Origin of the sequence: Streptosporangium sp. NPDC002721, assembly GCF_042888905.1 — a bacterium.
Taxonomy (GTDB): Bacteria; Actinomycetota; Actinomycetes; order Streptosporangiales; family Streptosporangiaceae; genus Streptosporangium.
The window spans coordinates 16,179-39,883 of record NZ_JBIAQI010000031.1; the positions used below are offsets into that span (position 1 = coordinate 16,179).

Genomic DNA, 23,705 nt, shown 5'->3' on the forward strand with positions numbered 1-23,705 from the left:
GTTCGCATTACAAGGAATGGGCAAACCGCTGGTTCCCTGTCGTCGGAAAAGCCTGCTCGGAGGCGGGGTCCCGCACGACAGGGCCTACCGGAGCACGACGAACAAGGATGGATCGCCGCGAAGGCGTTGACAGCGGTCCTTTGTTATTCTCATACTGAGATTGTCTCAATCTGAGAAGGACATGTGATGGATGAAGCCGAGTTCCTGGCCGGGTACGACCCTCGGGCGTATCCGGCGGTCGCGGTGACGGTCGACGTGGTGGCGCTCACCATTCGCGGGGGCGGGTTGCGGGTCCTGCTGATCCGGCGGGCCGAGCAACCCCATGCGGGGCTGTGGGCGCTGCCCGGGGGGTTCATCAGGCCGGGGGAGGATCTGCCGCAGGCCGCGGCGCGGGAGCTGGCCGAGGAGACGGGGCTTTCTGGGCCGTCGGGACGACTCCACATCGAGCAGCTCGCCAGTTACGGGGCGCCCGAGCGCGATCCGCGGATGAGGATCGTGTCGGTCTCCTACCTGGCGTTCGCCCCCGACCTGCCCGATCCCCGGGCGGGTTCGGACGCGGCCGACGCCTCCTGGCACCCGGTCGACAAGCTGCCCGAGCTCGCGTTCGACCACGACCGCATCCTGGCGTACGGGCTGGAGCGGGCCCGAGGCAAGCTGGAGTACACCCCGCTCGCCACCGCGTTCACCGGTGAGAGGTTCACGATCTCCGAGCTGCGCGGCGTCTACGAGACGGTCTGGGGCGTGCCGCTGCACGCGGGCAACTTCCACCGCAAGATCCTGTCGGTGCCCGGCTTCGTGGAGAGCACCGGCGAGACCACCGAGAGCGGCGGGGCGAGGGGCGGGCCGCGCGCCAAGCTCTACCGGGCCGGCGACGCCCGGCTCCTGCACCCCGCCCTGCTGCGGCCGGCCAGGGAGGAGCAGATCAGATGACCACCACGGCCGAGGCGATCGCGCTGGTGAACGCCGCCCGCACGCCCGAGGACCTGTTCGGCGGGGACTTCCCGCACCGGACGTACCGGAGGCTGGCGAGGGCGCTCCACCCCGACCTCGCGCCGGGAGCGGAGGCCGCCGAGGCGTTCACCCGGCTGGCGGGGCTGTGGGCGGCCCGCGAGGGGGCCCTGACCGGAGCCCCGGAGCGAGCCAAGGAGACGGTGATCACCACCAGGCGGGGCACCTACCGGATCGGGGGCGTCTTCCGGCGGGGCGCCTCGGCCGTGCTCTACGAGAGCGGCGCCGACACGCTGCTCAAGCTCCCGCGCAGCCACGCGGACAACGACCTCATGCGCCGCGAGGCGGAGTCCCTGGAGACGATCGCGCGTGACGGCGACCCACTGCTCCTGCCGTACGTCCCCCGGCTGGTGGAGTCGTTCCGGCACCGCTCCGAGGGGGTCGAGCGGCAGGCCAACGTGATCAGCCGGGTGCCGGACGGGTTCCTGAGCCTGGACGAGGTCAGGCGGCGGCGGCCGGTGCTCGACGTGCGGGACGCGGCGTGGATCTGGCGGCGGCTGCTGGTGGCCGTCGGCGCGGCCCACCGGGCGGGGGTCGTGCACGGCGCGGTGTTCGGCCAGCACGTCCTCGTCCACCCGCTCGACCACGGCCTGGTGCTCGTCGACTGGAGCCAGTCGGTCCCGGTCGGCACCCCGATCACCGCCCTGGTGTCCAGGCGCCGCGACGACTATCCGGCCTCGGTCCTGGCCAAAAGGCCCGCGACCCCGGCCACCGACATCCACCTGGCCACCCGCTGCGTGGCCGCCCTGATGGGCGACCCCGTCCCCGCCCCGGTCAGGAACTTCGTCCGGGGCAGCCTGCTCAGCCCGCCGAACGACGCCTGGCGGCTCCTGGGAGAGCTCGACGACCTGCTCGACGACCTGTACGGGCCGAGGAAGTACCGGCCGCTCCATCTCTGACCCTCACAACATGTTCCACCCCTGATTCGAGGAGATCCATCCGTGGGAAGCGGAAACTGGTCCACCGACGTCTACTCCGCCGCCGCGAGCTACCGCGCGGCCAAGGGTTCGAGCGCCTTCGCCTACAGCGACAGCGGCGCACGCTCCGCTCACCCCGACCTCGACCCGCGCGGGGTGACGCGCCGCGAGAGCCGCGACTCCGCCGAGCACCCCAACTCCCTGGCCGTGGCCGTCCTGTTCGACGTGACCGGCTCGATGGGCGGGGTGCCCCGCACCCTCCAGACCAAGCTGCCCGACCTGCTCGGGCTGCTGCTCCGCAAGGGGTACGCCTCCGACCCGCAGATCCTCTTCGGCGCGATCGGCGACGCCACCTGCGACAGGGCCCCGCTGCAGGTCGGCCAGTTCGAGTCGGACAACCGGATGGACGAGCACCTGGGCAAGATCCTGCTCGAGGGCGGGGGCGGCGGCCAGATGACCGAGTCGTACGAGCTGGCGATGTACTTCATGGCCAGGCACACCTCGATCGACTGTTTCGAGAAGCGGGGCCGGCGGGGATACCTGTTCATCATCGGCGACGAGATGCCCTATCCGTACGTCAAGCGGCGCGAGGTCGAGGCGGTCGTCGGCGAGCGGCCCGGGCAGGACATCCCGATCAGGGACATCCTCGCCGAGCTGACCAGGGTCTACGACGTCTACTACATCCTCCCCGCCGGGGCGAGCCACGCCGGGGACGGCCGGGTGCTGGCCGCCTGGCGCGAGCTGCTCGGCCAGAACGTGCTGGAGCTGGACGACCTGGACGCGGTCTGCGAGACCATCGCGCTCACCGTCGGCCTCGGCGAGGACGCCATCGACCTGCGGGAGGGGCTGGACGACCTCGACGAGCTCGGCTCGAACGCCGGGACCGCCGTGGGCAAGGCCCTCGCCAAGCTCGACCGGGGCACCCTCGTGGTGGCCGACGGGCTCGACCTGGGCGGCGACAGCGGCGTGACGCGGCTCTGAAGACCTCCCCGCCGTGCGGCGGCCACCGCGAGAGCGGCGGGGAGTGCCACGAAAGGAGGCGGTCCCTCCCCGGCGGGAACGACACCCCGCCGGGGAGGGACCTCCGGAGGCCCACGGTAGGGCCGAACGGACGATGCCCACGGTGGAAAGCCGGACGGACGACACCCTCGGTGGAGAGCCGAACGGACGACACCCTCGGCGGAGAGCCGGGTGGACGACGCCCACGGTGGAGGACCGGCGGGGAAGGGCCCGCCGAGGAGAAGGGGAGGAGACGAGGGTGAACGGGTGGACGCATGCGTGAACACGTGATCGTGACCGACCTCGGGTACGGCGACGCGGGCAAGGGCACCGTCGTCGACTGGCTCTGCGCCCGCGAGCCCGTCCAGGCGGTCGTCAGGTTCAACGGGGGCGGGCAGGCGGCCCACAACGTCGTCCTGCCCGACGGGAGGCACCACACGTTCGCCCAGTTCGGGTCGGGGACGTTCAGGGGCGTGCCGACCCACCTGTCCAGGTTCATGGTCGTGGATCCGCTGTCGCTGGCCAGGGAGGCCGACCACCTGGCGGAACTGGGCGTTCCCGACCCGTTCTCCCTGCTCACCGTGGACCGGGACGCCCTGCTCGCCACGCCGTACCACGTGGCGGCGGGGCGGGCCAGGGAGCTGGCGCGCGGCGCGGACCGGCACGGGTCGTGCGGGATGGGCGTCGGCGAGACCATGGCCTACGCCCTGGAGCACCCCGAGCTCGCGCCGGTCGCGGGAGACTGCGAGGAGCCGGTACGGCTCGCCCGCAAGCTGCGCGCGCTCCGCGAGGCCCTGGGGGTGGCCGGGCCGCCGGTGGAGGACTGCGTCGACGCCTACCGGGCGTTCGCCGAGCGGGTGATCCTGGTCGGCTCCTCGTTCACGACCGCGCTGCTGCGCAGGCGGCCGGTGGTCTTCGAGGGGGCACAGGGGGTGCTGCTCGACGAGTGGCACGGTTTCCACCCGTACACCACCTGGAGCACGACGACCTTCGCCAACGCGCTGGAGCTGCTCGACGGGGTGCCCGCCACGCGGCTGGGCGTGCTGCGGACCTACACCACGCGGCACGGCCCGGGACCGCTGGTCACCGAGGACGCGACGCTCACGCCGCCCGAGGCCCACAACGGGACCGGCCCCTGGCAGGGGCCCTTCCGCGTCGGCCACTTCGACGCGGTGGCCCACCGCTACGCGCTGGCGGTCTCCGGCGGGGCCGACGCCCTCGCGCTCACCCACCTGGACGCGCCGGTGTCGCGGATGTGCGTGTCGTACGACATCGGCGAGCTTCCGGTGGGCACGGCGGGCGATCTCGACGGGCAGGCCGGGCTGACGGCACGGCTGGCGGGGGCGGGGCCGCGCTACGCCGACGGGATCGACGACTGGCCCGCGGCGGTGGCGGAGGCCCTCGGGGTGCCGGTGTGGCTGGGTTCCTCGGGGCCCACCGCCGCGGACAAGGTCCTTCTCAGTGGTGTGAGCGCCCCTGAGAGGGTATGACCAACTCCAGACTCTCTCTTTGCCTGGCTTTCAGCCTTACCCGGAGGAACCCATGGGTGTCGGGGTCAGCATCTTCTTTCTCACGCTCGGCGCCATCCTCCGCTTCGCCATCGATCCCGACGTCCTCGGCGAGGCGGTGCACATCGACGTGATCGGGCTGATCTTCATGATCGTCGGTGCCGTCGGGGTCGTGCTGAGCATCGTGATGGCCCCCAAGCGCGGGAACACCTCCGAGGAACGCCTGATGCACCGCGAGAACCACCCGCCGGACGTCTGAGCCGCGCCGTCGTCTCAGACCTCGAACTGCGCCGCCGCCCGCGAGGCCACGATCGGCTTGATGTACTCGGCGATCGCGGCCTGGTGCAGCGGGTGGTCGCGGTAGACGAGGAAGTCGTCGACGCTGTCGAAGTCCGCGACGACGGCGAACTGGTGATTGCCCGGGTTCACACCCGCGTCGGGGCCGAGGGTGTAGGAGCGGATCTCCGGGATGGCCCCGGGCAGCTCGCCGAGCCCCGTGGCGACCCTGGCCCGCTGCTCCTCCGTGGCCTCTTCCTTCCAGGTGAACAGCACGACGTGGCGGAACATGGTCTTCCCTTCGTTCGGGTGCCCCAGGTGTCCTGAGTGCCCGGCAAGCGTACGGCCAGGCGCGCCACCGCCCCTCACCACCCCCGGCCGGCGCGGGAGGGCGCCGACCTCGTACGGGAACCCGCTCTCACGTCGGGCGCAAAGCGGACCCGCGGGGCCCGGCGGACTTGATCCTTATCCGGCCGGAGCGTCTCGGCACGGCTTCGAGCACGATCTTGTGGGCCGCCTCGGGAATGAACCGGAGGTCGTGGGTGATCAGGATGGTGGTCCGCCCGGCCATCAGCCGCTTGAGCGGTTCCATGATCCGTGCGGCGGTGGAGGCGTCGAGGCCCGTCATCGGCTCGTCGAGGACGAGCACGGGCGCGTCGCGCAGGATGGCCCTGGCGATGGCGATCCGCTGGCGCTGCCCGCCCGACATCAACCGGCCGCGCTGCCCGATCGGCGTGTCGTACCCGAGGGGAAGCGCGGTGACGAAGTCGTGGACGTCCGCCATCACCGCGGCCCTGACGACGGCGTCCGGGTCCGCGCCGGGGCTTCCGTAGGCGATGTTCTCGCGTACGGTCCCGGAGAAGAGCAGGCTCTCCTGCTGCAGGATGGTGATGTTGTCACGCAGCGACTCACGCGACAGCTCCCGGACGTCCGTCCCGTCGAGAAGGACGTGCCCGGCCGTGGGGTCGTAGAAGCGCAGCAGAAGCTTCGCGATCGTGGACTTGCCCACGCCGCTGGGGCCGGTGCACACGACCAGCTCCCCCGGCTCGACGGCGAAGGACAGGTCCCGCAGCGTGGGCCTCCTCCTGTTCGGGTAGGTGAAGCCGACCCCGCGGAACTCGACGCGGCCCCGTCCGCGCCCCAGGTGGACGGCGTTGTCGCGGTCGGTGACGGTCGGCCGGGTCCCCAGGATCTCGATGACGCGGTCGGAGCCCGCCGCCGCCTCGGAGACGGTGAGGGCGATCTGGCCCAGGTTCTGCACCGCCGGGTAGAGGTAGGCGAGGTAGGCGGCGAAGGCGAGCAGGCCGCCGATGGTGAGGCGTCCCGAGGAGATCTCCCACGCGCCGAACCCGAGGATGGTGATCAGGCAGACGGTCTCGATGACCTGCAGCACGGGCCCGTACAGGGAGGAGAGCCACGCCTGCGCCACGTTGGCCCGCATCCAGGTGCTTCCCTCTTCGTGCAGCCGCGCGGCCTCGGTGCCCTGGCGGTTGTAGGACTGGACGAGCGACTGGTTGGACAGGCCCTCCTCGATGACGCTGTTCATGATCCCGTTGCTCAGCCGCTCGCGCGCCGACACGGTCCTGAACCTGCTCGCGAAGACCTTGGCGACCAGCAGGAAGGCCGGGACCAGCACGAACGTCAGCAGCGCCAGGTCCCACCTGATGTAGAAGGCGGCACCGGCGAAGAAGACGATGCTGACGAGCGTGGTGAAGAGCTTGACCAGGCCGGAGCCGATGAGCTCCTCGATGGCCTCGATGTCGTCGGTGAGCCTGGCCATCAGGTCGCCCAGGCGGCGGTTGTCGAAGAAGTCGGGCGTGAGCGTCTGGATGTGCTCGAACACCCTGTCGCGCAACCGCAGCAGGAAACGCTCGCCGCCGAGGGCGGTGACGTAGGAGCCCACGAAGGAGACCAGTCCCGCGGTCGCCGCGAGGCCCAGCCAGGCGGCGGCGGGGAGCCAGAAGGCCCCCAGGTTCTGCTTGCTGAGGACCTCGTCCGTGATGTGGCCGAACAGGCCGATCGCGGCGACCTCGCAGACGGCCGCGACGATGGCGAGCAGGCCACCGGCCACGAGCAGGTGGCGGATGCCCCAGGTGTACGGCCAGAACTCCCGGAAGGTCCTGCGGATGGTGACCGTCGGCGCCAGCGGGGGGCGGCGCACCGCGGCCCTCGCCCCGTGGGGCGAGAGCGACTTCGAGAACGAGAGCCGGCGGTTGACCCGCCGGCTCTCGTTTGTCTCCGCTAGCACCGGATCCGGCCTACCACCACCATCCGCCTCCGCCGCATCCACAGCGGCGCCGGCGGCGGCAGCATCCCCAGTCCATGAGCCGGCCGGTCGGGAAGAGCTGCTTGAAAGTCATGGCGTCCCCCTTCGTGCTGAGGTTGTCGCGCTTACCAACCACGACACTAGCACCCATACCCTGACAAATCACCAAATTCGGCACGCATTAAAGATGTTTTAACAAGCCATTCGGAGAAGTCGTAAAACGTATCGGGGGTAAAGGCTGGAACAAGTTCCAAGCGTTGCCCCGCAGCCTCGCCCCAGCTGGGGATACGCACCTTAAAGCTTGATCCACAGGAGACAAAAAAGGGGTTTCCCATTACCGCCCCGGTGACGGCCTCGTACGGCGTCCCGGAGGCCGTACGGGCCACTCGAAGCCCTCGGTCGTTTTCCCGTCGCGGCAATTGACGTACAAGACCGGGAAATGCCGGGAAGCCACTCCGGGACATATCGGAAGGGCCCGTCCCCCTTGGGTCGAGCGTCATCCTTTGACCGAGCCGTCCCCCTTTGGCTGAGCCGCCCGCCGGACCGCTCCGGCTCAAAGCCGCTCCGGCTCGGGAAACGCGGGCGGGCCCGCCCCCTCCTGTGAGGGGACGGGCCCGCCGGTGTCGTGGGGTCAGCCCCAGGCGAGCATGCGGAGGGGGTCCTCAAGCATGGCGCCGACGTCGCGGAGGAACAGCGAGCCCAGCTCCCCGTCCACCACCCGGTGGTCGAACGAGAGGGCGAGCGTGCAGACCCTGCGCGGCACGATCTGCCCGTCCACCACCCACGGCATCTCCCTGACCTGGCCGAACGCCAGGATCGCCGACTCTCCCGGGTTGAGGATCGGGGTGCCCGCGTCCACCCCGAAGACGCCCACGTTGGTGATCGTGATCGTGCCCCCCGCCATGTCGGCGGGCTGGGTACGGCCCGCCCTGGCGGTCTCGGCGAGGGCGCCGAGGGCACCGGCCAGGTCGGGCAGCGACATGCGGTGGGCGTCCTTGACGTTGGGAACCAGCAGGCCGCGGGGGGTGGCCGCGGCGATGCCCAGGTTGACGCGGTGCTTGACCACGATCTCCTGGCGGGCCTCGTCCCAGGCAGAGTTGATCATCGGGTAGCGGCGGGCGGCGACGAGCACCGCCTTGGCGACCATGAGCAGCGGGGAGACCTTCACCCCGGCGAAGTCGGGCAGCCCGCGCAGGCGCTGGACCGCCTCCATGGTCGCCGTCACGTCCACCTGGAGGAACTCCGTCACGTGCGGCGCGGTGAACGCGGACGCCACCATGGCCTGCGCGGTCGCCTTGCGGACCCCCTTGACCGGGATCCGCTCCTCGTCCTCGCCCTCCCAGGTCACGGCTCGGGGGGCGGGCGCGGCCTGGACGTCGTCCTCCCGGGCCTCCCGAGCCTCCCGAGCCTCCCGGGCCTCCCGGGCCTCCCGGGCCTCCCGGGCCTCCCGGGCCTCCCGGGCGGGGGTGGCGAGCGCGGCCTGGACGTCGTCCCTGGTGATCGACCCGTGCGGACCGGTCCCCAGGAGGGAGGCCAGGTCGACCCCGAGGTCCCTGGCGAGCTTCCGCACCGGGGGCTTCGCCAGAACCGCGACCCGCGCCGGGGCCGGGGATGCGGCCGAGGACAGGGCCGCGCCGGGCCCGTCCACGCCGGGCGGCACCGCCTCGGGAGCCCGCGCCGCGGACACCGTTCCCGCGGGGGCGCCCCCGGAAGACACACCGGACACGCCCCCGGAAGACACAGAAGACGCCGGAGACACCGGGGACATACCCGGAGACGCCGAAGACACGCCGGGAGACGCCTCGGGCGCGCTTCCCGGCGAGGAGGACGGTTTGCGGGGACGGCGCCTGGCCGCGCCCGGCTTGACGCCGTAGCCCACCAGCACCGGCTGCCGTACCTCGGCCGGCGGGGTCGGCACCATGTCGTCGGCCAAAGCCTCCGTCCGGCCCGCCGCCGGGTCCGCGGTGGGAGCGGGGGCCGGCGGGGGGCCGGAACCGTCGTCCACCGAGATGATCGGCCTGCCGACGTCCACGACCTCGCCCTCGTCCGCCATCAGGGCGGCCACCACGCCCTCGAACGGGGAGGGGAGCTCGACGACGGCCTTAGCCGTCTCGATCTCCACGATGATCTGGTTGACCTTGACCGGGTCCCCGGCCTTCACGTGCCAGCGGACGATCTCCGCCTCGGTCAGGCCCTCTCCCACGTCGGGGAGCTTGAACTCCTTCATCTCCAGCCCTTCCTCAGAACGCGAACGCGCGGTCGACGGCGTGCAGGACCCGGTCCAGGTCGGGCAGGTAGTGGTCCTCCAGCCGCGAGGGGGGGTAGGGGGTGGAGGGTCCTCCGACCCTCAGGACCGGGGCCTCCAGGTGGTAGAAGCACTCCTCGGTGACGCGGGCGGCGACCTCGGCGCCGAAGCCGTTGAAGACGGGCGCCTCGTGCACCACGACGCAGCGCCCGGTCCCGCGCACCGACTCCACGATCCTCGCGGTGTCGAGCGGGTTGAGCGAGCGCAGGTCCACGACCTCCAGGGAGCGGCCGTCGTCCTCGGCCGCCTTCGCGGCCTCCAGGCAGGTCTTCACCATCGGCCCGTACGCGAGCAGGGTGAGGTCCGTCCCCGGCCGCACCACCCTGGCCTCGTCGAAGGGGGTCCAGCCGGAGGATTCGACGTCCACCTCGGCCTTCTCCCAGTAGCGCCGCTTGGGCTCGAAGAAGATCACCGGGTCGTCGCAGCGGATCGCCTGCTGGATCATGGTGTAGGCGTCGGCCGGGTTGGAGCAGGCCACGACGCGCAGTCCCGCCGTGTGGGTGAAGTAGGTCTCGGGCGACTCGCTGTGGTGCTCCACCGCGCCGATGCCGCCGCCGCACGGGATCCGGACGACGACCGGCAGCTTCAGCTTGCCCAGCGAGCGCAGCGGCATCTTGGCGAGCTGCGTGATGATCTGGTCGGCCGCGGGGAAGACGAACCCGTCGAACTGGATCTCGCAGACCGGCCGGTAGCCACGCAGCGCCAGGCCGATGGCCGTCCCGACGATGCCCGACTCGGCCAGGGGGGTGTCGATGACCCGCTGCTCGCCGAAGTCCTTCTGCAGGCCGTCCGTCACCCGGAACACGCCGCCGAGCTTGCCGACGTCCTCGCCCATGACGAGGACCTTGGGGTCGTCCTCCATCGCCTTGCGCATGCCCTCGTTGAGCGCCTTGGCCAGCGTGAGAATGCTCATGCCTCGAACCCCTCCAGGTAGGTGGCGAACTCGGCACGCTCGGCGTCGATCAGGGAGTGCCGCTCGGCGTAGACGTTCTCGAAGATGGCCAGCGGTTCGGGGTCGGGCAGTTCGAGGCAGCGCTTGCGGACGTCCCGTCCCAGCTCGTCGGCCTCGGCGTCGACCGCGTCGAAGAACTCCTGGTCGGCGATCTGGCTCTTGAACATGTAGGCCCTGACCCGCTCGATCGGGTCCTTGAGCTTCCACGCCTCCAGCTCGGCGGCCACCCGGTAGCGGGTCGGGTCGTCGGAGGTGGTGTGGGCGCCCATCCGGTAGGTGAAGGCCTCGATCAGCATGGGCCCCTGCCCGGACCTGGCGTCGGCCAGTGCCTTGCGGGTGACGGCCAGGCAGGCGAAGACGTCGTTGCCGTCGACCCGGACGCCGGGGAACCCGAACCCGCTGGCCCTGCGGTACAGCGGGATGCGCGACTGCTTCTCCAGCGGCTCGGAGATCGCCCACTGGTTGTTCTGGCAGAAGAACACCACTGGCGCGTTGAACACCGACGCCCAGATGAACGACTCGTTCACGTCGCCCTGGGAGGTGGCGCCGTCGCCGAAGTAGACGATGCTGGCGGCCTCGGCGCCGTCGCGCTGGATGCCCATGGCGTAGCCGACCGCGTGCAGGGTCTGGCTGCCGATCACGATGGTGTAGAGGTGGAAGTTGTGCTCGGCCGGGTCCCAGCCCCCGTGGTTGACGCCGCGGAACAGGCCGAGGAGGTTGACCGGGTCGACCCCCCGGCACCAGGCCACGCCGTGCTCGCGGTAGGTCGGGAACGCCATGTCGGCCTCGGTCAGCGCCCGGCCGGAGCCGATCTGCGCGGCCTCCTGCCCGAGCAGCGAGGCCCACAGACCCAGCTCGCCCTGGCGTTGCAGGGCCACGGCCTCCAGGTCGACGCGGCGGACCATGACCAGGTCCCGGTAGAGCCCGCGGATCTCCTCGGGCGTCAGGTCTATGTCGTAGTCGGGATGCTCGACCCGTTCTCCCTCGGGGGTCAGCAGCTGGATGAGCTCCGGAGGTGCTTCCGCACCACGAGAGGCGTCGGCTGTCACGTGCCGCTCCTGTGTGCTCGGGGCCGTCTGGATGGGTTCTCCACCTTTGTCCGGCCGATTCGCGACGCGTTCGACCCGTCTGGTGGTGGTTCGTCCGCGCTTGTGGCCATCGTGGCAGAGGTCACAGGCATCTGCGCAAGACCTCCCTCGGCGTCCATATGCTCCCCGTTCCCCGCGCGTTCCCTTTCACCCGCCCGTTTCGGGCGTGTGGCGCGGAGCCGCCCGGGCTCCTCTCGCGTGTACGACATGGAATCCGGCCCCCGCACCGGAGCGCGGCCGGGGCCCGTTACTCTTGAGGCGCCGGACCGTCCCCGTCGCAACCAGGAGGAACACCGTGGCGCGCGTCATCGTCGACGTCATGCTGAAGCCCGAGATTCTCGACGCGCAGGGGCAGGCGATCGCCCGCGCACTGCCGCGACTCGGCTTCTCCGGTGTCTCAGCGGTACGGCAGGGCAAGCGGTTCGAGGTGGAGCTCGAAGGGCCCGCCGACGAGGCGGCACTTGCGGACGTCCGGAAAATGGCCGAGACCCTGCTCGCCAACACGGTGATCGAGGACTACACCGTCACCGTCGAGCCCGCCGTCGAGTCCTAGGACCTCACCCCCGCCGACCAACCGCCCAGATCCGGTTATATCCGGCTTTGTGGGCGGAGCAATCCCACGGCTTGACCACCAGTCAATAACATTACGGTTATTTTGCGGTTAGCCCGGATTCTGTAGGGAAGCCTTCACGAGGTGACATCTGACCCCGGGAGGGAACCGGTGGACATGGAGTTCTCGCTGGCTCTGCCACGACAGGCCGTCGGTATTCCGATGGTCCGCAGGGCACTCGGTGACTCCCTGCGCTCGCTCGGAGTCACCGAAGACTGCGTCGCCGACATCCTGCTGGCCGTGACCGAGGCGTGCGCCAACGCCGTACGGCACGGGGGTCCGGCCACCCGCTACGAGGTCGAGACCGCCATCGGCCACGGCCGCTGCGACGTCCGCATCATCGACCGGGGCCAGGGTCTCGTCCGGGTGCCGGAGCACTACCCGCCGACCGACGCCGAGAACGGCAGGGGCCTGCTCATCATGCAGGCCGTGGTCGACGAGATCTCCTTCGCCATCACCCCGGGCCGGGGCACCGTCGTGCACCTGCGCAAGCACCTCGACTGGGACGACGACGCGCTCCACCCCCGCGACCGGGTGCTCGCCGCCGTGTGAACCCGGTAAACCCCGCCCCCGTCCGCTGAGCTGTGCGATCGGACACTCCGCGCCTGACCGCTCGCCGGGAGCGGATAGCCTGGGAGGACCGCCGCAGACCGACGTCCGAGTGTGTGAGACGCCGGCGCGGCGCTCGTTTGTGGAGGGGAACGCTGTCATGAGTGCTGCCCGCGTGGGCGTGGTCACTTTTCCCGGAACTCTTGACGATCAGGACGCGGCTCGCGCCGTGCGCCACGCGGGCGGCGAGGCCGTCCCGCTGTGGCACGCGGACCCCGATCTCAAGGGGGTGGACGCGGTCTTCCTGCCGGGCGGGTTCTCCTACGGAGACTACCTGCGCTGCGGGGCCATCTCCAGGTTCGCGCCGCTGATGGAGGAGCTGATCCCCGCCGCCGGAGCCGGGCTGCCGGTGCTCGGCACCTGCAACGGCTTCCAGATCCTCTGCGAGGCCCACCTGCTGCCCGGGGCGCTGATGCGCAACGCCGGGCTGCACTACATCTGCCGCGACCAGGGCATCCGGGTCGAGAACACCGCCACCCCCTGGACCTCCGACTTCACCGAGGGCCAGGAGATCGTGCTGCCGGTCAAGCACGGCGAGGGCCGCTACGTCGCCGACGAGGCCACCCTGGGCGCGCTGGAGGCGGGCGGCCAGGTCGTCTTCCGGTACGCGGGCGGCAACCCCAACGGCTCCCTGAACGACATCGCGGGCATCCGCAACGAGGCCGGGAACGTCGTCGGCCTCATGCCGCACCCCGAGCACGCCGTCGAGGACCTCACCGGCGCCCCGAGCACGGACGGGCGCGCGTTCTTCTCCTCGATCCTGAAGAAGCTGGTGAACGCATGAGTCTCGACACCGTCAAGCGGGCCGAGGACACCCCCGACGAGCGCCAGCCGTACGCCGAGCTGGGCATGAAGATCGACGAGTACGAGCGGGTCCGCGAGATCCTCGGCCGTCGGCCCACCGGCTCCGAGCTGGCCATCTACAGCGTCATGTGGAGCGAGCACTGCTCCTACAAGTCCTCCAAGGTGCACCTGCGCCAGTTCGGCACCAAGGCCCCCGAGTCCGAGGCGCTGCTCGTCGGCATGGGCGAGAACGCCGGGGTCGTCGACATCGGCGACGGCTGGGCCGCCACCTTCAAGATCGAGTCGCACAACCACCCGTCCTACGTCGAGCCCCACCAGGGCGCGGCGACCGGCGTCGGCGGCATCGTCCGCGACATCATGTCGATGGGCGCCCGGCCGATCGCGGTGATGGACGCCCTCCGCTTCGGCGCGGCCGACGCCCACGACACCCGGCGGGTGCTGCCCGGCGTGGTCGAGGGCATCAGCCACTACGGCAACTGCCTGGGCCTGCCCAACATCGGCGGCGAGGTCGTCTTCGACCCCTGCTACATCGGCAACCCGCTGGTCAACGCCCTGTGCGTGGGCCTGCTGCGCAAGGACCAGATCAAGCTCGCGGTGGCCCCGGGGCCGGGCAACAAGGTCGTCCTGTTCGGCGCCCTGACCGGCCCCGACGGCATCGGCGGCGCCTCCGTGCTCGCCTCGGCCACCTTCGAGGACGAGTCACAGGCCAAGCGCCCCAGCGTGCAGGTCGGCGACCCCTTCATGGAGAAGCTGCTGATCGAGTGCTGCCTGGAGCTCTACCAGGCGGACGTGGTCGTCGGCATCCAGGACCTCGGCGCCGCCGGCGTCTCCTGCGCGACCACCGAGCTCGCGGCCAAGGGCACCGGCGGCATGGACGTCAGGCTCGACCTCGTCCCGCTGCGCGATCCGTCGCTGCGGCCCGAGGAGATCCTGATGAGCGAGTCGCAGGAGCGCATGATGGCGGTCGTCACCCCCGACGACATCGACGCCTTCATGGCGATCTGCGCGAAATGGGACATCCCCGCGACCGTGATCGGCGAGGTCACCGACACCGACCGCCTCGTGATGACCTGGCACGGCGAGACCATCGTCGACATCCCGCCGGGCACCGCGGCCGACGAGGGCCCGGTCTACGAGCGGCCCTTCCACGAGCCCGCCGGCCAGGTCGCGCTGAACGGCGACGACCCCGGCCGCCTCGACCGCCCCGCCGACCTGCGCGCGGCGCTGCTGGAGCTCCTCGGCTCGCCGAACCTGGCGTCCAAGGAGTGGGTCACCTCCCAGTACGACCGCTACGTCCGCGGCAACACCGTGCTGGCCCAGCCCGCCGACGCGGGCGTGCTGCGCGTCAGCGAGGCCATGCCCGGCGCCGAGGAGACGACCAGGGGAATCGCCCTGGCCACCGACGGCAACGGCCGCTACGCCCGCCTCGACCCGTACGCCGGGGCCCAGCTCGCCCTCGCCGAGGCGTACCGGAACGTGGCCGTGACCGGCGCCACGCCGCTGGCGGTGACCAACTGCCTCAACTTCGGCTCCCCCGAGGACCCCGAGGTCATGTGGCAGTTCGCCGAGGCCGTGCGCGGCCTGGCCGACGCCTGCAAGACCCTCGGCGTCCCGGTGACCGGCGGCAACGTCTCGTTCTACAACCAGACGGGATCCGTCCCGATCAACCCGACGCCGGTCGTCGGCGTGCTGGGCGTCATCGACGACGTGGCCCGGCGCGTGCGGACCGGCTTCACCGGCGACGGCGACCGGATCGTCCTGCTCGGCGAGACCGAGGAGGAGTTCGGCGGCTCGGAGTGGGCGCACGTGGCCCACGGCCACCTCGGCGGGCTGCCGCCCGTGGCCCGGCTGGAGTCGGAGCGCGACCTGGCCCTCGTCCTGGCCGAGGCCGCCTCCCAGGGGCTGCTGACCGGTTCCCACGACCTGTCGGACGGCGGGCTGGCCATCGCCCTCGCCGAGGCCTGCATCGCCCAGGGCGTCGGCTGCGAGATCTCCCTGACGGGCGACGACGCGTTCGTCGACCTGTTCAGCGAGTCGTCGGCCCGCGCGCTGGTGACCGTCGCGCCGGAGTCGTTCGACGCCTTCGCGGAGCTGTGCGCGGCCCGCGAGGTGCCCTGCTACGGCCTGGGCACCACCGGCGGAGACTCCCTGAACGTGGCGGGCGTCCTGGACGTCCCGATCACCGAGCTCAGGGAGACCCACACGGCCACCCTGCCGGGCATCTTCGGCTGATCGTCTTTCGTACGGGTCAGAGGTCGGGCCCCTCACCGTCGTGTGACGGTGAGGGGCCCGGCCGATCTATGTGGATCACACGGTCGGCTCCGAGGCCGCGACGGGTTCCCACCGCGGCACACGTCGCCTCTCGCGAACGGGTCAGACGATCGAGACGATCAGGCGGCCGCGCAGATCACGTACACGGTGCCCTGGGTCCTGCCGCTTCCTCCATGGCCGGTGGTGGAGCTTCTGGCAGCGGAGCCGCTGGGGGCGGGGGAGCTGCTGGTGGCGGCCCCCGAGTTCTCACTGGTCGTGGCGTTGGCGTTGTGGCTGGAATTCACCTCGACGGAGACGGACCAGCCGCTCGGCTTGTTGTTGGAGAAGGTGGGCGCGGAGACGGTCACGACGGCGTTGTCCCTGACCTGCGACAGGGAGTAACCGCCGCCCGTGGCGACCTTGCCGCTGCCGCACGAGACGCTCTTGCCGCCCTCCCCGGAGTGGAAGGTGAAGGACTCCGACTTGTAGCTGACCGCCAGGTCAGCGCCCGTGCCGGGGTCGCCCTTCGGGCCCTGCGGGCCGGTGTCGCCCTTGGGACCTGCCGGACCGGCGGGGCCCCTGTCGCCCTGGGTGCCGTTCCTGCCGTCCTTGCCGTCCCTGCCGTCCTTGCCGTCGTCGCCCTTGACGCCCTGCGGGCCGCGCGCTCCGGTGTCACCCTTGGTTCCCTGCGGACCGGCGACGCCCGGGTTGCCGTTCTTGCCGTCGTCGCCCTTGGGACCCTGCGGGCCGGCGGGTCCCTGCTGGCCGTTGGCGCCCTTGTCGCCATCGGCCCCCTTGGGACCCTGCGGGCCGGCTTCGCCCTTGGCGCCCTGCGGGCCGGTGGCGCCCTTGGGGCCCTGCTGACCCTGCTGACCCTGCGGGCCCTGGGGCCCGGTGTCGCCCTTGAGGCCCTGCGCGCCCCGCGGGCCCTGCGGCCCGGCGGTGGCGACCCCCTGCTGGCCCTGGGTCGTCTGCCCCCACCTGATCCGGATCTCGGTCGGCCTGCACTTGGCCGTCGCGTTGACGATCCGGGTGTAGCGCGTCTGCTTGTGGACGCACGCGTGAATCTCCGCCGCCGCCGACGAGGCGACGGCGCTGCCGCTCGCGGTGAACAACGTTCCGACGAGCACGCCAACGGTCACTACGGCGAGCGTGCGTCCGCCCGGCAACGTGATAGCCACTGGGCTTCCTTTCTGCGACACCAGAGCATGGTGTGATTGGAGGGATACACGTAGTACACGTTTCAATCGTTCCAGTGGTTGGCAGCCGAAACATCACGCTTCGGTGTCGGAAGCCCCGGCGGTCAACTCGCCCGCCGACAGCTGCCCCCGTACGGGATAATCGGACCGTTCGGGGGAACCCGCCCGCTGGGCGTGGACGAACAAGACCGGGAACCGACAGGGTTCTCCAGACGCGGAGGCCACCGTGCCGACCATCAACCCGACAGACGCGGTCGTGGAAGACCGGGCCCGACGGGAACCGTATTTGCCACCTGCGACCCAGCCGATCCGCACGGTGGTGTGGGCGCTGCATCTGGCGCTGCCGATGCTGGGGCTCTGGCTGCTGCTGGCCGAACCCGACCTGAACATCGTGCTGCAGCACAACCCCAGCCACTTCTGGCTGATCGTCACCGTGGCCGGGATCAACCTGGTCCTGGGGCTCATGGTCGGCGAGGCGTCGGCCCGCCGGGCGGACGCCCGGCTGCTGCTGGTCTCGCTGGTCTTCCTGAGCGGCGCGGGATCGTTCCTGGTGCACGGGCTGACCACGCCGGGAGTCATCCTGGACAAGATCAGCTACGGCTTCGACCTCTCGCACCCGGTCGGTCTCCTCGTGGCCTCGGTGTTCGCGTTCGCGTCGGCGCTGCCCCTCGGTGAGCGGGCGGCCGAGGCCGTGCTGCGGAGCCAGATGTGGCTGCGCGGCGGTCTCGCGGTCCTGATCGCCCTGTGGGCGCTGGCCTGCCTGGTGCCGGGCCTGACCCCCCTCAGCGGCTCGCCCCCCGAGGGGGTGGGCCTGGGCGGCGTGGAGTGGATCGGGGTGGGCCTCTTCGTGGCGGCGGCGGCGATGATGTTCCAGCTGCACCGCAGGCGCCCGGCGGTCGTGCTGATCAGCCTGGTCACCGCGTACGCGCTGCTCGCCGAGGCACTGGTCGCCGGGCTGTCCCACCGCAACTGGCACCTGTCGTGGTGGCTGTGGCACGTGCTGCTGACCACGGCGTTCGTCTTCGTCGCCTACAGCGCCTACCTGCAGTTCCGGCGGGAGGGCACGAGCGCGGGGCTGTTCGACTCGGTGGCGCTGTCGGCGACGGTCAACAGGATCAGGGCCGACTACGAGGCCGCCCTGGAGGAGCTCGTCGGCCACCTGCGGCGCAGGGAGGAGAGCAGGGTTCCGATCGCGGACCGGCTCGCGGGCAAGTTCGGGCTCACCGAGTCGCAGGCGGCGGTGCTCGACCGGGCGGGCGAGGCACTGGCCAACGAACGGGAGCTGAGCGACCGGCTCGCGGCGCTGGTCGACATCGGCAGGCAGGCCCGCGTGGGCCTGCCGGAGAAGGAGATGCTGGCCCAGGGCCTCGACCGCGTGCGGCAGGCGTACGGGGACGTCCGCATCAAGCTCGTCGACAACGGCCGGGTCACCGTCAACTCCAAGGAGTACGGCCAGCGTGACTTCCCCGAGGACGGGCCGATCCGGCTGGAGGGGAAGCTCCTGCACCCGCTGACGGTGAAGGGCAGGCTCGCCGGGGCGCTGGAGGTGCCGATCGGCAGGACCCCGCAGGACGAGGCGCTCGCCGCCACGCTGGCCGGTCAGATGTCCATCTCCCTGGAGAACGCCCGGCTCTACAGCGAGCTGGAGACCCTCTTCCGGCAGTACATGTCGCCGGACGTGGCCCAGTCGCTGCTGGCCGACCCGCAGACCGCGGCGCTCGGCGGCGAGCTGGTGGAGCTCACCGCCCTCTTCGCCGACCTCAAGGGCTTCACGAGCTTCTCCGAGCGGGTGGCGCCCGGCGAGATCGTCGAGATGCTGAACCGGTACCACACCGCGGCCGTGCCCATCGTGCTCGGCAACGGCGGCACGATCGTGCAGTTCGTGGGCGACGCGCTGCTCGCGCTGTTCAACGCCCCGGCCCGGCAGGAGGACCACGCCCTCGCCGCGGTGCGGGCGGGGCTGGCGATGCAGGAGGCGGCCGAGGAGATAGCGGCGGGGATGCCCGGATATCCTCGCTTCAGGATTGGCATCAACACAGGTGAGGCGCTTGTCGGAAACATCGGCAGTCCCGAGCTGCGCGGGTTCAACGCGATGGGCGACTGCGTCAACGTGGCGGCCCGGCTCGAGGGGATCGCGGACCCCGGCAGCGTCGTGATCGGCCAGACCACCCTCGACCTGATCGGCCCCCGGGCCGAGACCCGGTCCCTGGGCTGGCTCAACCTCAAGGGTAGGGAACAACCCGTCCATGCCTACGTGCTGTCTGGACTCTCGTAAAAGTACCTTTCGCCGCGAGAGCCGTACGAACACAATCGAGATCGCCAGGAGGTGGTTATGACTTCTTCCCCCGAACCGGGCGAATTCATCACATTGCTCACGGAAGACGAGGTGAAGGCCCTGTACGCCGTCGGGCGACCCCGGCGCTGGGACAGGGGCGCGACGATGTTCACCGAGGGTGACGTGAGCGACTGGGTGCTCATCCTCACCTCCGGTCGCGTCAAGGTGTCCTCGCACACCGCGGGCGGCAGCGAGGTGGTCCTCGCGGTGCGCGGGCCCGGGGCGCTGCTCGGCGAGTTCGCGGCGATCGACGGGCTGCCCAGGTCCGCCACGGTCACCGCGCTCGAACCCGTGGAAGGGATCACGGTCCGCGACTTCTCCTCGTACTTACAGGCCAATGGGAGAGTCGCCGTACTGCTGATGCAGATGGTGACCGGCAAGATGCGCGACTCCGACCGCAAGCGCATCGAGTACGGCGCGTTCGACACCACGGGCCGGGTGGCCACCAGGCTCGTCGAGCTGGCCGAGCGGTACGGCGAGCCGGACAACGGCGGGGTGCGGGTGGCGCTGCCCCTCTCCCAGGACGAGCTGGCCGGCTGGACCGGGGCCTCCCGCGAGGCGGTCAGCAAGGCGCTGCGCTCCCTGCGCGACCGCGGGCTGATCGAGACGGGCCGACGCCGCGTGATCATCCACGACATGGAGGGCCTGCGCAAACGGGCCCGCTGAGAGCGGACCGGCGGAGGGGCGTGCCTGCCCGCGGGGAAGGCACGCCCTCGGCGCGGGAGTGCCTCCAGGGCGGCCCTTGAAGGCGAGGCACGGCGGCGGAGCACGGGCGGGGCGCGTTCGGAGGGGAGCTGGATCACGGTCGACGTACAAAACACGTCAGACTGGTAGCCATGGTCGCAATCCCCCAAGACCTGCCCGGATCCCCCGAATACCTATCGAAACTCCGCTACGCGTGGCGGGTCTGCTCGGTCACCAGCCTCGGGCTGATCATGATCGGCATCTCCGGCAGCACCCTGAACGTGGCGCTTCCCACCGTGGTCAGGCACTTCCACGCGGACGCGTTCTCCGCGGGCTGGGTGCTGCTCGCCTTCCTGCTCGTCAACACCGCGACGCTGGTGTTCTTCGGCCGGGTGGCCGACCTGCTCGGCCGCCGGGAGATCTACCTGGCGGGGTTCGTCCTGTTCACCGCCGGGTCGTTGCTGGCCGGGTTCTCGCCGGACATCTGGTTCCTGATCGCGATGCGCGCGGTGCAGGCGGTCGGCGCCGCGATGATCCTCGCCAACGGAACCGTGATCATCACCGACGCCTTCCCTCCGGACCGGCTCAGCCAGGGCATGGGCGTCTACATCGGCACCCTCTCGGTCGCCCAGCTCGCCGGTCCCACCCTGGGCGGCCTCATCGCCGAGACCGCCGGCTGGCAGTGGATCTTCTGGATGAACGTGCCCGCGGGGGTGATCGCCCTCACCTGGGGCGCGTTCACGCTGCGCCGCGTCGCGCGGGGAGCGCGCCGGCCGGTGGACGCGCTCGGCAACCTGATCGTGTTCACCGCCCTCTCCGCCGCCCTGATCGCGCTGTCCGAGGCGGGCTCGCGCGGCCTGTCGAGCCCCGTGGTGATCGTCGGCGCGGCGATCGCGGCGGCGCTGGTGCCGGTACTGCTCGTGGTGGAGCGCCGGGCCCCGCACCCCGTGCTCGACCTGCGGCTGTTCGGCGAGCGCATGCTGGCCTTCGCCAACCTCGCCTCCTTCTGCAACGCGATGGCGCGCTCCGCGCTGATCCTGCTGGTCGCCCTCTACCTCCAGGCCGCCAGGGGCGTGGACGCCGTCACCGCGGCCCTGGGCGTGCTCCCCGTCGCGATCGGCATGGCCCTCGCCTCCCCCGTCACCGGCGCCCTCGGCCGCCGCATCAGGCCGTACGCGCTGTCTGTGGGCGGCGCCCTGATGAGCACGACCGGGCTGGGCGTCCTGATGCTGAACACCGACCCCGTCACGCCGTACTGGATCATCGCGGTGGGCCTGTTCCTGTGCGGCTGCGGCAGCGGCACCTTCCTGACCGGCAACACGACGCAGGTCATGTCCGCCCTGCCCGCCGGGAGCCTGGGCGTGGTGAACGGCTTCCGGCTCATGATCATGAATGTCGGGATCGTGCTGAGCGTCGCGCTCACGCTCAGCGTCCTGACCAGCTCGGTCAGCGCCGAACTGCGCGGGCAGGTGTACGCGGGCACGCTGTCCCGCGTCTCCCCCGTCGCCGTCGAGCAGCTGATGACCGGCTTCCAGCGGACCTACGCGGTCCTGTTCGCCGTCGCGCTCACCGGCGCCCTGGCCGCCGCCCTCGCCCGCCCCCGCGGCTCCGGACGCGCGGGGTCAGCGGCTCCCTGAGCGGGCGGCGAGCGTCTCGATCCCGGCCATGAGGAGGTCGACGCCGAAGGTGTCGTAGAGGTCGGGGGCACCGCTCTCGGACAGGGGCACGGCCATCTCCACGATGTGGGGATAGACGTCCGGCGGTAGCGACTGGAGCCTGAGCCGCTTGAGGCGCGTCCGCTCGGCCGCCTCCTGCTCGGAGACCCCGGCGGGGCAGTGCCTCCTCGGGCCCGCCGCGAGCGCGACGGCGCCGCTGAGCAGGTACTGGGAGATCATGCAGCTCTCGTCGCTGGAGAACCCGCCGCGCTTGGCGAGACCGAGGGCGGTGTCCCAGACCGCCAGGTAGGCGGGCACCTCCATGTGGTCCACCGCCCCCAGCACGTCCGCCGCGCACGGGTGGCGCCTGAGCACCCTGACCAGGCCCGCGACGAGCTCGCGGAGCCCCTCCTGCCACGGGCCCGCGTAGCCCCTCTCGATCACGAAGCCCTCGATCAGGTGACCCGCCATCCCGGCGGTCAGCTGCTCCTTGTTCTTGAAGTGCCAGTAGAGCGCCATCGGGGTGACGCCCAGCTCCTGGGCGAGTCTCCGGATGGTCACCGCCGCCAGCCCCTCGGCGTCGCCGATCTCCAGCGCCTGCTCGACGACCGCCTCGCGGGTCAGTTTCCCCATCACGCTTGACAACTATACGCCGTACGGGTTCCACTGTGCACCGTACATGTACGTCGTATAAGTACAACGTAGAGGACGGGGAATGACGGACACCCGCAGGTGGTGGGCGCTGGGAGCGATCTCGCTGGCCACTTTCATGACATATCTCGACAACAACGTGGTGAACGTCGCGCTGCCCACGATCCAGCGCGACCTCGGGCTGAGCATCTCCGGGCTGGAATGGATCGTGAGCGGCTACATCCTGGTGTTCGCCGGGCTGATGCTCGTCGGCGGGCGCCTGGCCGACGTCTTCGGGCGGCGGCGCGTCTTCCTGATCGGCCTCGTCGTGTTCACCGCCGCGTCGTTCGCGGCCGGGATCGCCACCGACGGCGGCGTGCTGATCGCCACCAGGGCGGTACAGGGCGTGGGGGCGGCCTTCCTCACCCCCACGGCGCTGGCGCTGCTCACCTCGATCTTCCCCGACGCCAGGGAACGCGCGACGGCGGTCGGCCTGTGGAGCGCGGTCGGAGCGCTCGCCCTCGCCCTCGGCCCGCTGACCGGCGGGTTGATCAGCGAGCGCTGGCACTGGGGCTGGATCTACCTGATCAACGTGCCGATCGGGATCGTGACGCTCGGCCTCGGGCTCTGGGCGATCAGGACGGCCCCGCAGGAGAGGGTGCGGCGCGGCCTCGACGTCCCCGGCCTGGTGACGTCGAGCCTGGCGCTGTTCGCGCTGACGTACGCGCTCATCGAGGGCGCGGGAGCCGGATGGACCTCCCCGGAGATCCTGGGCGCCTTCGGGGTCGCGGCCGGGTCGGCGCTGGCCTTCGTCACGATCGAGCGCCGGAGCCGGGAGCCGATGATCGACCTGTCGCTGTTCAGGTCGCGGGTGTTCAGCGGGGGCGCCCTGTCGATGGGCCTGTGGTCCTTCGGGGTGTTCGGCATCTACTTCTTCACCGCGCTGTACCTGCAGAACGCCCTCGGCTTCTCGCCCATCGAGGCCGGGGCGGCGTTCGTGCCGATGGCGCTGGTGATGGCCGTCGCCGCCACCCTCGCCCCCAGACTGGACAGGGCCCTGGGCACCGCCCGGACCGTGGCGGCCGGGCTCCTGCTGATGGCCGTGTCGGTGTTCGGGATCTCGTTCGTCGGGGAGGGCGGGTCGTTCGGCGACCTGCTGCCGTGGTTCCTGGTCTACGGGGTGGGCGGCGGCATGCTGGTGCCGCTCACCACGGCGATCCTCGGCGCGCTCCCCGCGGGCAGGACGGGGGTCGCCTCGGGCGTGCTGAACGTCTCGCGCGAGGTCTTCGGCCTGCTCGGCATCACGATCCTGGGGGCCGTCATCGGCGCGCGGCAGTCCTCGCTCCTGACGGAGGGCGCCGGGCAGCTGACCGCCTTCCTGGACGCGTACCGGTACACCCTGGTCGTCGCCGCGGCCATCGTGCTGGTGGGCGTGCCGGTGAGCCTGCTGTCACTGCGTGCCTCCCGGGCCGCCGGCCCGCCGGTGGCCACCGAGGAACGTCCCGCCGTACCGGTGGGCTGAACGGGAACACACCGGCTCGCGTCCTCCCGGGGAGGACGCGAGCCGGTGCCCGTACGCGAACCGCGACCGGGTCAGGAACCGCGACCGG

General features: G+C 71.1%; 20 protein-coding genes. 13 read left to right on the top strand and 7 right to left on the bottom strand.

The window, feature by feature from the left end; all coding sequences use genetic code 11:
* Window positions 1–186 precede the first annotated feature (186 nt).
* The 5 genes from ACFYWM_RS36185 to ACFYWM_RS36205 all read left to right on the top strand — a co-directional run bounded on the left by ACFYWM_RS36185 (window position 187) and on the right by ACFYWM_RS36205 (window position 4,691).
* Window positions 187–930: an NUDIX domain-containing protein gene (locus ACFYWM_RS36185; RefSeq protein ID WP_389923512.1), complete on the top strand. Its 744-nt coding sequence runs from the start codon at window positions 187–189 to the stop codon at window positions 928–930.
* The gene (locus ACFYWM_RS36190) at window positions 927–1,907 is read left to right on the top strand and encodes a lipopolysaccharide kinase InaA family protein (protein WP_389923515.1); all 981 of its coding nucleotides are present in this window, start codon (window positions 927–929) and stop codon (window positions 1,905–1,907) included. The genes ACFYWM_RS36185 and ACFYWM_RS36190 overlap by 4 nt, the downstream gene beginning before the upstream one ends.
* A gap of 42 nt (window positions 1,908–1,949) precedes the next feature.
* Window positions 1,950–2,906 carry a hypothetical protein gene (locus ACFYWM_RS36195; protein ID WP_389923517.1) on the top strand — a complete coding sequence of 319 codons (957 nt, stop codon included), beginning with the start codon at window positions 1,950–1,952 and terminating at the stop codon, window positions 2,904–2,906.
* A 293-nt stretch (window positions 2,907–3,199) separates the two neighbouring features.
* The gene (locus ACFYWM_RS36200; protein ID WP_389923520.1) at window positions 3,200–4,414 is read left to right on the top strand and encodes an adenylosuccinate synthetase; all 1,215 of its coding nucleotides are present in this window, start codon (window positions 3,200–3,202) and stop codon (window positions 4,412–4,414) included.
* Window positions 4,415–4,466: 52 nt separating this feature from the next.
* Window positions 4,467–4,691, top strand: a complete 225-nt coding sequence (locus ACFYWM_RS36205; RefSeq protein ID WP_389923523.1) for a DUF6458 family protein — start codon at window positions 4,467–4,469, stop codon at window positions 4,689–4,691.
* 14 nt (window positions 4,692–4,705) lie between these two features.
* Here ACFYWM_RS36205 and ACFYWM_RS36210 read toward each other — a convergent pair whose 3' ends face one another.
* The 5 genes from ACFYWM_RS36210 to pdhA form a co-directional block, all read right to left on the bottom strand.
* On the bottom strand, window positions 4,706–4,999 hold the full coding sequence (locus tag ACFYWM_RS36210; protein ID WP_389923526.1) for a Dabb family protein: 294 nt from the start codon (window positions 4,997–4,999) through the stop codon (window positions 4,706–4,708).
* A gap of 127 nt (window positions 5,000–5,126) precedes the next feature.
* A complete protein-coding gene (locus tag ACFYWM_RS36215; protein ID WP_389923528.1) occupies window positions 5,127–6,956 on the bottom strand; it encodes an ABC transporter ATP-binding protein in 1,830 nt (609 codons plus the stop codon).
* Window positions 6,957–7,605: 649 nt separating this feature from the next.
* The gene (locus ACFYWM_RS36220; RefSeq protein ID WP_389923531.1) at window positions 7,606–9,201 is read right to left on the bottom strand and encodes a dihydrolipoamide acetyltransferase family protein; all 1,596 of its coding nucleotides are present in this window, start codon (window positions 9,199–9,201) and stop codon (window positions 7,606–7,608) included.
* 13 nt (window positions 9,202–9,214) lie between these two features.
* A complete protein-coding gene (locus tag ACFYWM_RS36225; RefSeq protein WP_389923534.1) occupies window positions 9,215–10,192 on the bottom strand; it encodes an alpha-ketoacid dehydrogenase subunit beta in 978 nt (325 codons plus the stop codon).
* Window positions 10,189–11,280, bottom strand: coding sequence for a pyruvate dehydrogenase (acetyl-transferring) E1 component subunit alpha (gene pdhA, locus ACFYWM_RS36230; RefSeq protein ID WP_389923537.1), 1,092 nt, complete (start codon window positions 11,278–11,280; stop codon window positions 10,189–10,191). The genes ACFYWM_RS36225 and pdhA overlap by 4 nt, the downstream gene beginning before the upstream one ends.
* Before the next feature lie 334 nt (window positions 11,281–11,614).
* Here pdhA and purS point away from each other — a divergent pair, with 334 nt between their 5' ends.
* From purS to purL, 4 genes are all read left to right on the top strand, one after another.
* Entirely contained in the window at window positions 11,615–11,872 is a 258-nt protein-coding gene (gene purS, locus ACFYWM_RS36235; RefSeq protein WP_389923540.1) for a phosphoribosylformylglycinamidine synthase subunit PurS, read from the top strand.
* A 141-nt stretch (window positions 11,873–12,013) separates the two neighbouring features.
* Window positions 12,014–12,481: an ATP-binding protein gene (locus tag ACFYWM_RS36240; RefSeq protein ID WP_389923542.1), complete on the top strand. Its 468-nt coding sequence runs from the start codon at window positions 12,014–12,016 to the stop codon at window positions 12,479–12,481.
* A 157-nt stretch (window positions 12,482–12,638) separates the two neighbouring features.
* Window positions 12,639–13,322, top strand: coding sequence for a phosphoribosylformylglycinamidine synthase subunit PurQ (gene purQ, locus ACFYWM_RS36245; protein WP_389923545.1), 684 nt, complete (start codon window positions 12,639–12,641; stop codon window positions 13,320–13,322).
* Window positions 13,319–15,574 carry a phosphoribosylformylglycinamidine synthase subunit PurL gene (gene purL, locus ACFYWM_RS36250; protein ID WP_389923547.1) on the top strand — a complete coding sequence of 752 codons (2,256 nt, stop codon included), beginning with the start codon at window positions 13,319–13,321 and terminating at the stop codon, window positions 15,572–15,574. The genes purQ and purL overlap by 4 nt, the downstream gene beginning before the upstream one ends.
* A gap of 158 nt (window positions 15,575–15,732) precedes the next feature.
* Here purL and ACFYWM_RS36255 read toward each other — a convergent pair whose 3' ends face one another.
* The gene (locus tag ACFYWM_RS36255; protein WP_389923549.1) at window positions 15,733–16,773 is read right to left on the bottom strand and encodes a hypothetical protein; all 1,041 of its coding nucleotides are present in this window, start codon (window positions 16,771–16,773) and stop codon (window positions 15,733–15,735) included.
* 304 nt (window positions 16,774–17,077) lie between these two features.
* Here ACFYWM_RS36255 and ACFYWM_RS36260 point away from each other — a divergent pair, with 304 nt between their 5' ends.
* The 3 genes from ACFYWM_RS36260 to ACFYWM_RS36270 all read left to right on the top strand — a co-directional run bounded on the left by ACFYWM_RS36260 (window position 17,078) and on the right by ACFYWM_RS36270 (window position 21,447).
* Window positions 17,078–19,066 carry an adenylate/guanylate cyclase domain-containing protein gene (locus ACFYWM_RS36260; protein ID WP_389923552.1) on the top strand — a complete coding sequence of 663 codons (1,989 nt, stop codon included), beginning with the start codon at window positions 17,078–17,080 and terminating at the stop codon, window positions 19,064–19,066.
* A 57-nt stretch (window positions 19,067–19,123) separates the two neighbouring features.
* Window positions 19,124–19,792: a Crp/Fnr family transcriptional regulator gene (locus ACFYWM_RS36265; protein ID WP_389923555.1), complete on the top strand. Its 669-nt coding sequence runs from the start codon at window positions 19,124–19,126 to the stop codon at window positions 19,790–19,792.
* A 170-nt stretch (window positions 19,793–19,962) separates the two neighbouring features.
* The gene (locus ACFYWM_RS36270) at window positions 19,963–21,447 is read left to right on the top strand and encodes an MFS transporter (RefSeq protein ID WP_389923558.1); all 1,485 of its coding nucleotides are present in this window, start codon (window positions 19,963–19,965) and stop codon (window positions 21,445–21,447) included.
* Here the strand turns inward: ACFYWM_RS36270 and ACFYWM_RS36275 are convergent.
* Window positions 21,433–22,098, bottom strand: a complete 666-nt coding sequence (locus ACFYWM_RS36275) for a TetR/AcrR family transcriptional regulator (RefSeq protein WP_389923734.1) — start codon at window positions 22,096–22,098, stop codon at window positions 21,433–21,435. The two genes, ACFYWM_RS36270 and ACFYWM_RS36275, sit on opposite strands and share 15 nt — an antisense overlap.
* Before the next feature lie 82 nt (window positions 22,099–22,180).
* Between ACFYWM_RS36275 and ACFYWM_RS36280 the strand changes: the two genes are divergently transcribed.
* Window positions 22,181–23,617: an MFS transporter gene (locus ACFYWM_RS36280; protein ID WP_389923560.1), complete on the top strand. Its 1,437-nt coding sequence runs from the start codon at window positions 22,181–22,183 to the stop codon at window positions 23,615–23,617.
* The last annotated feature ends 88 nt before the right edge of the window (window positions 23,618–23,705 follow it).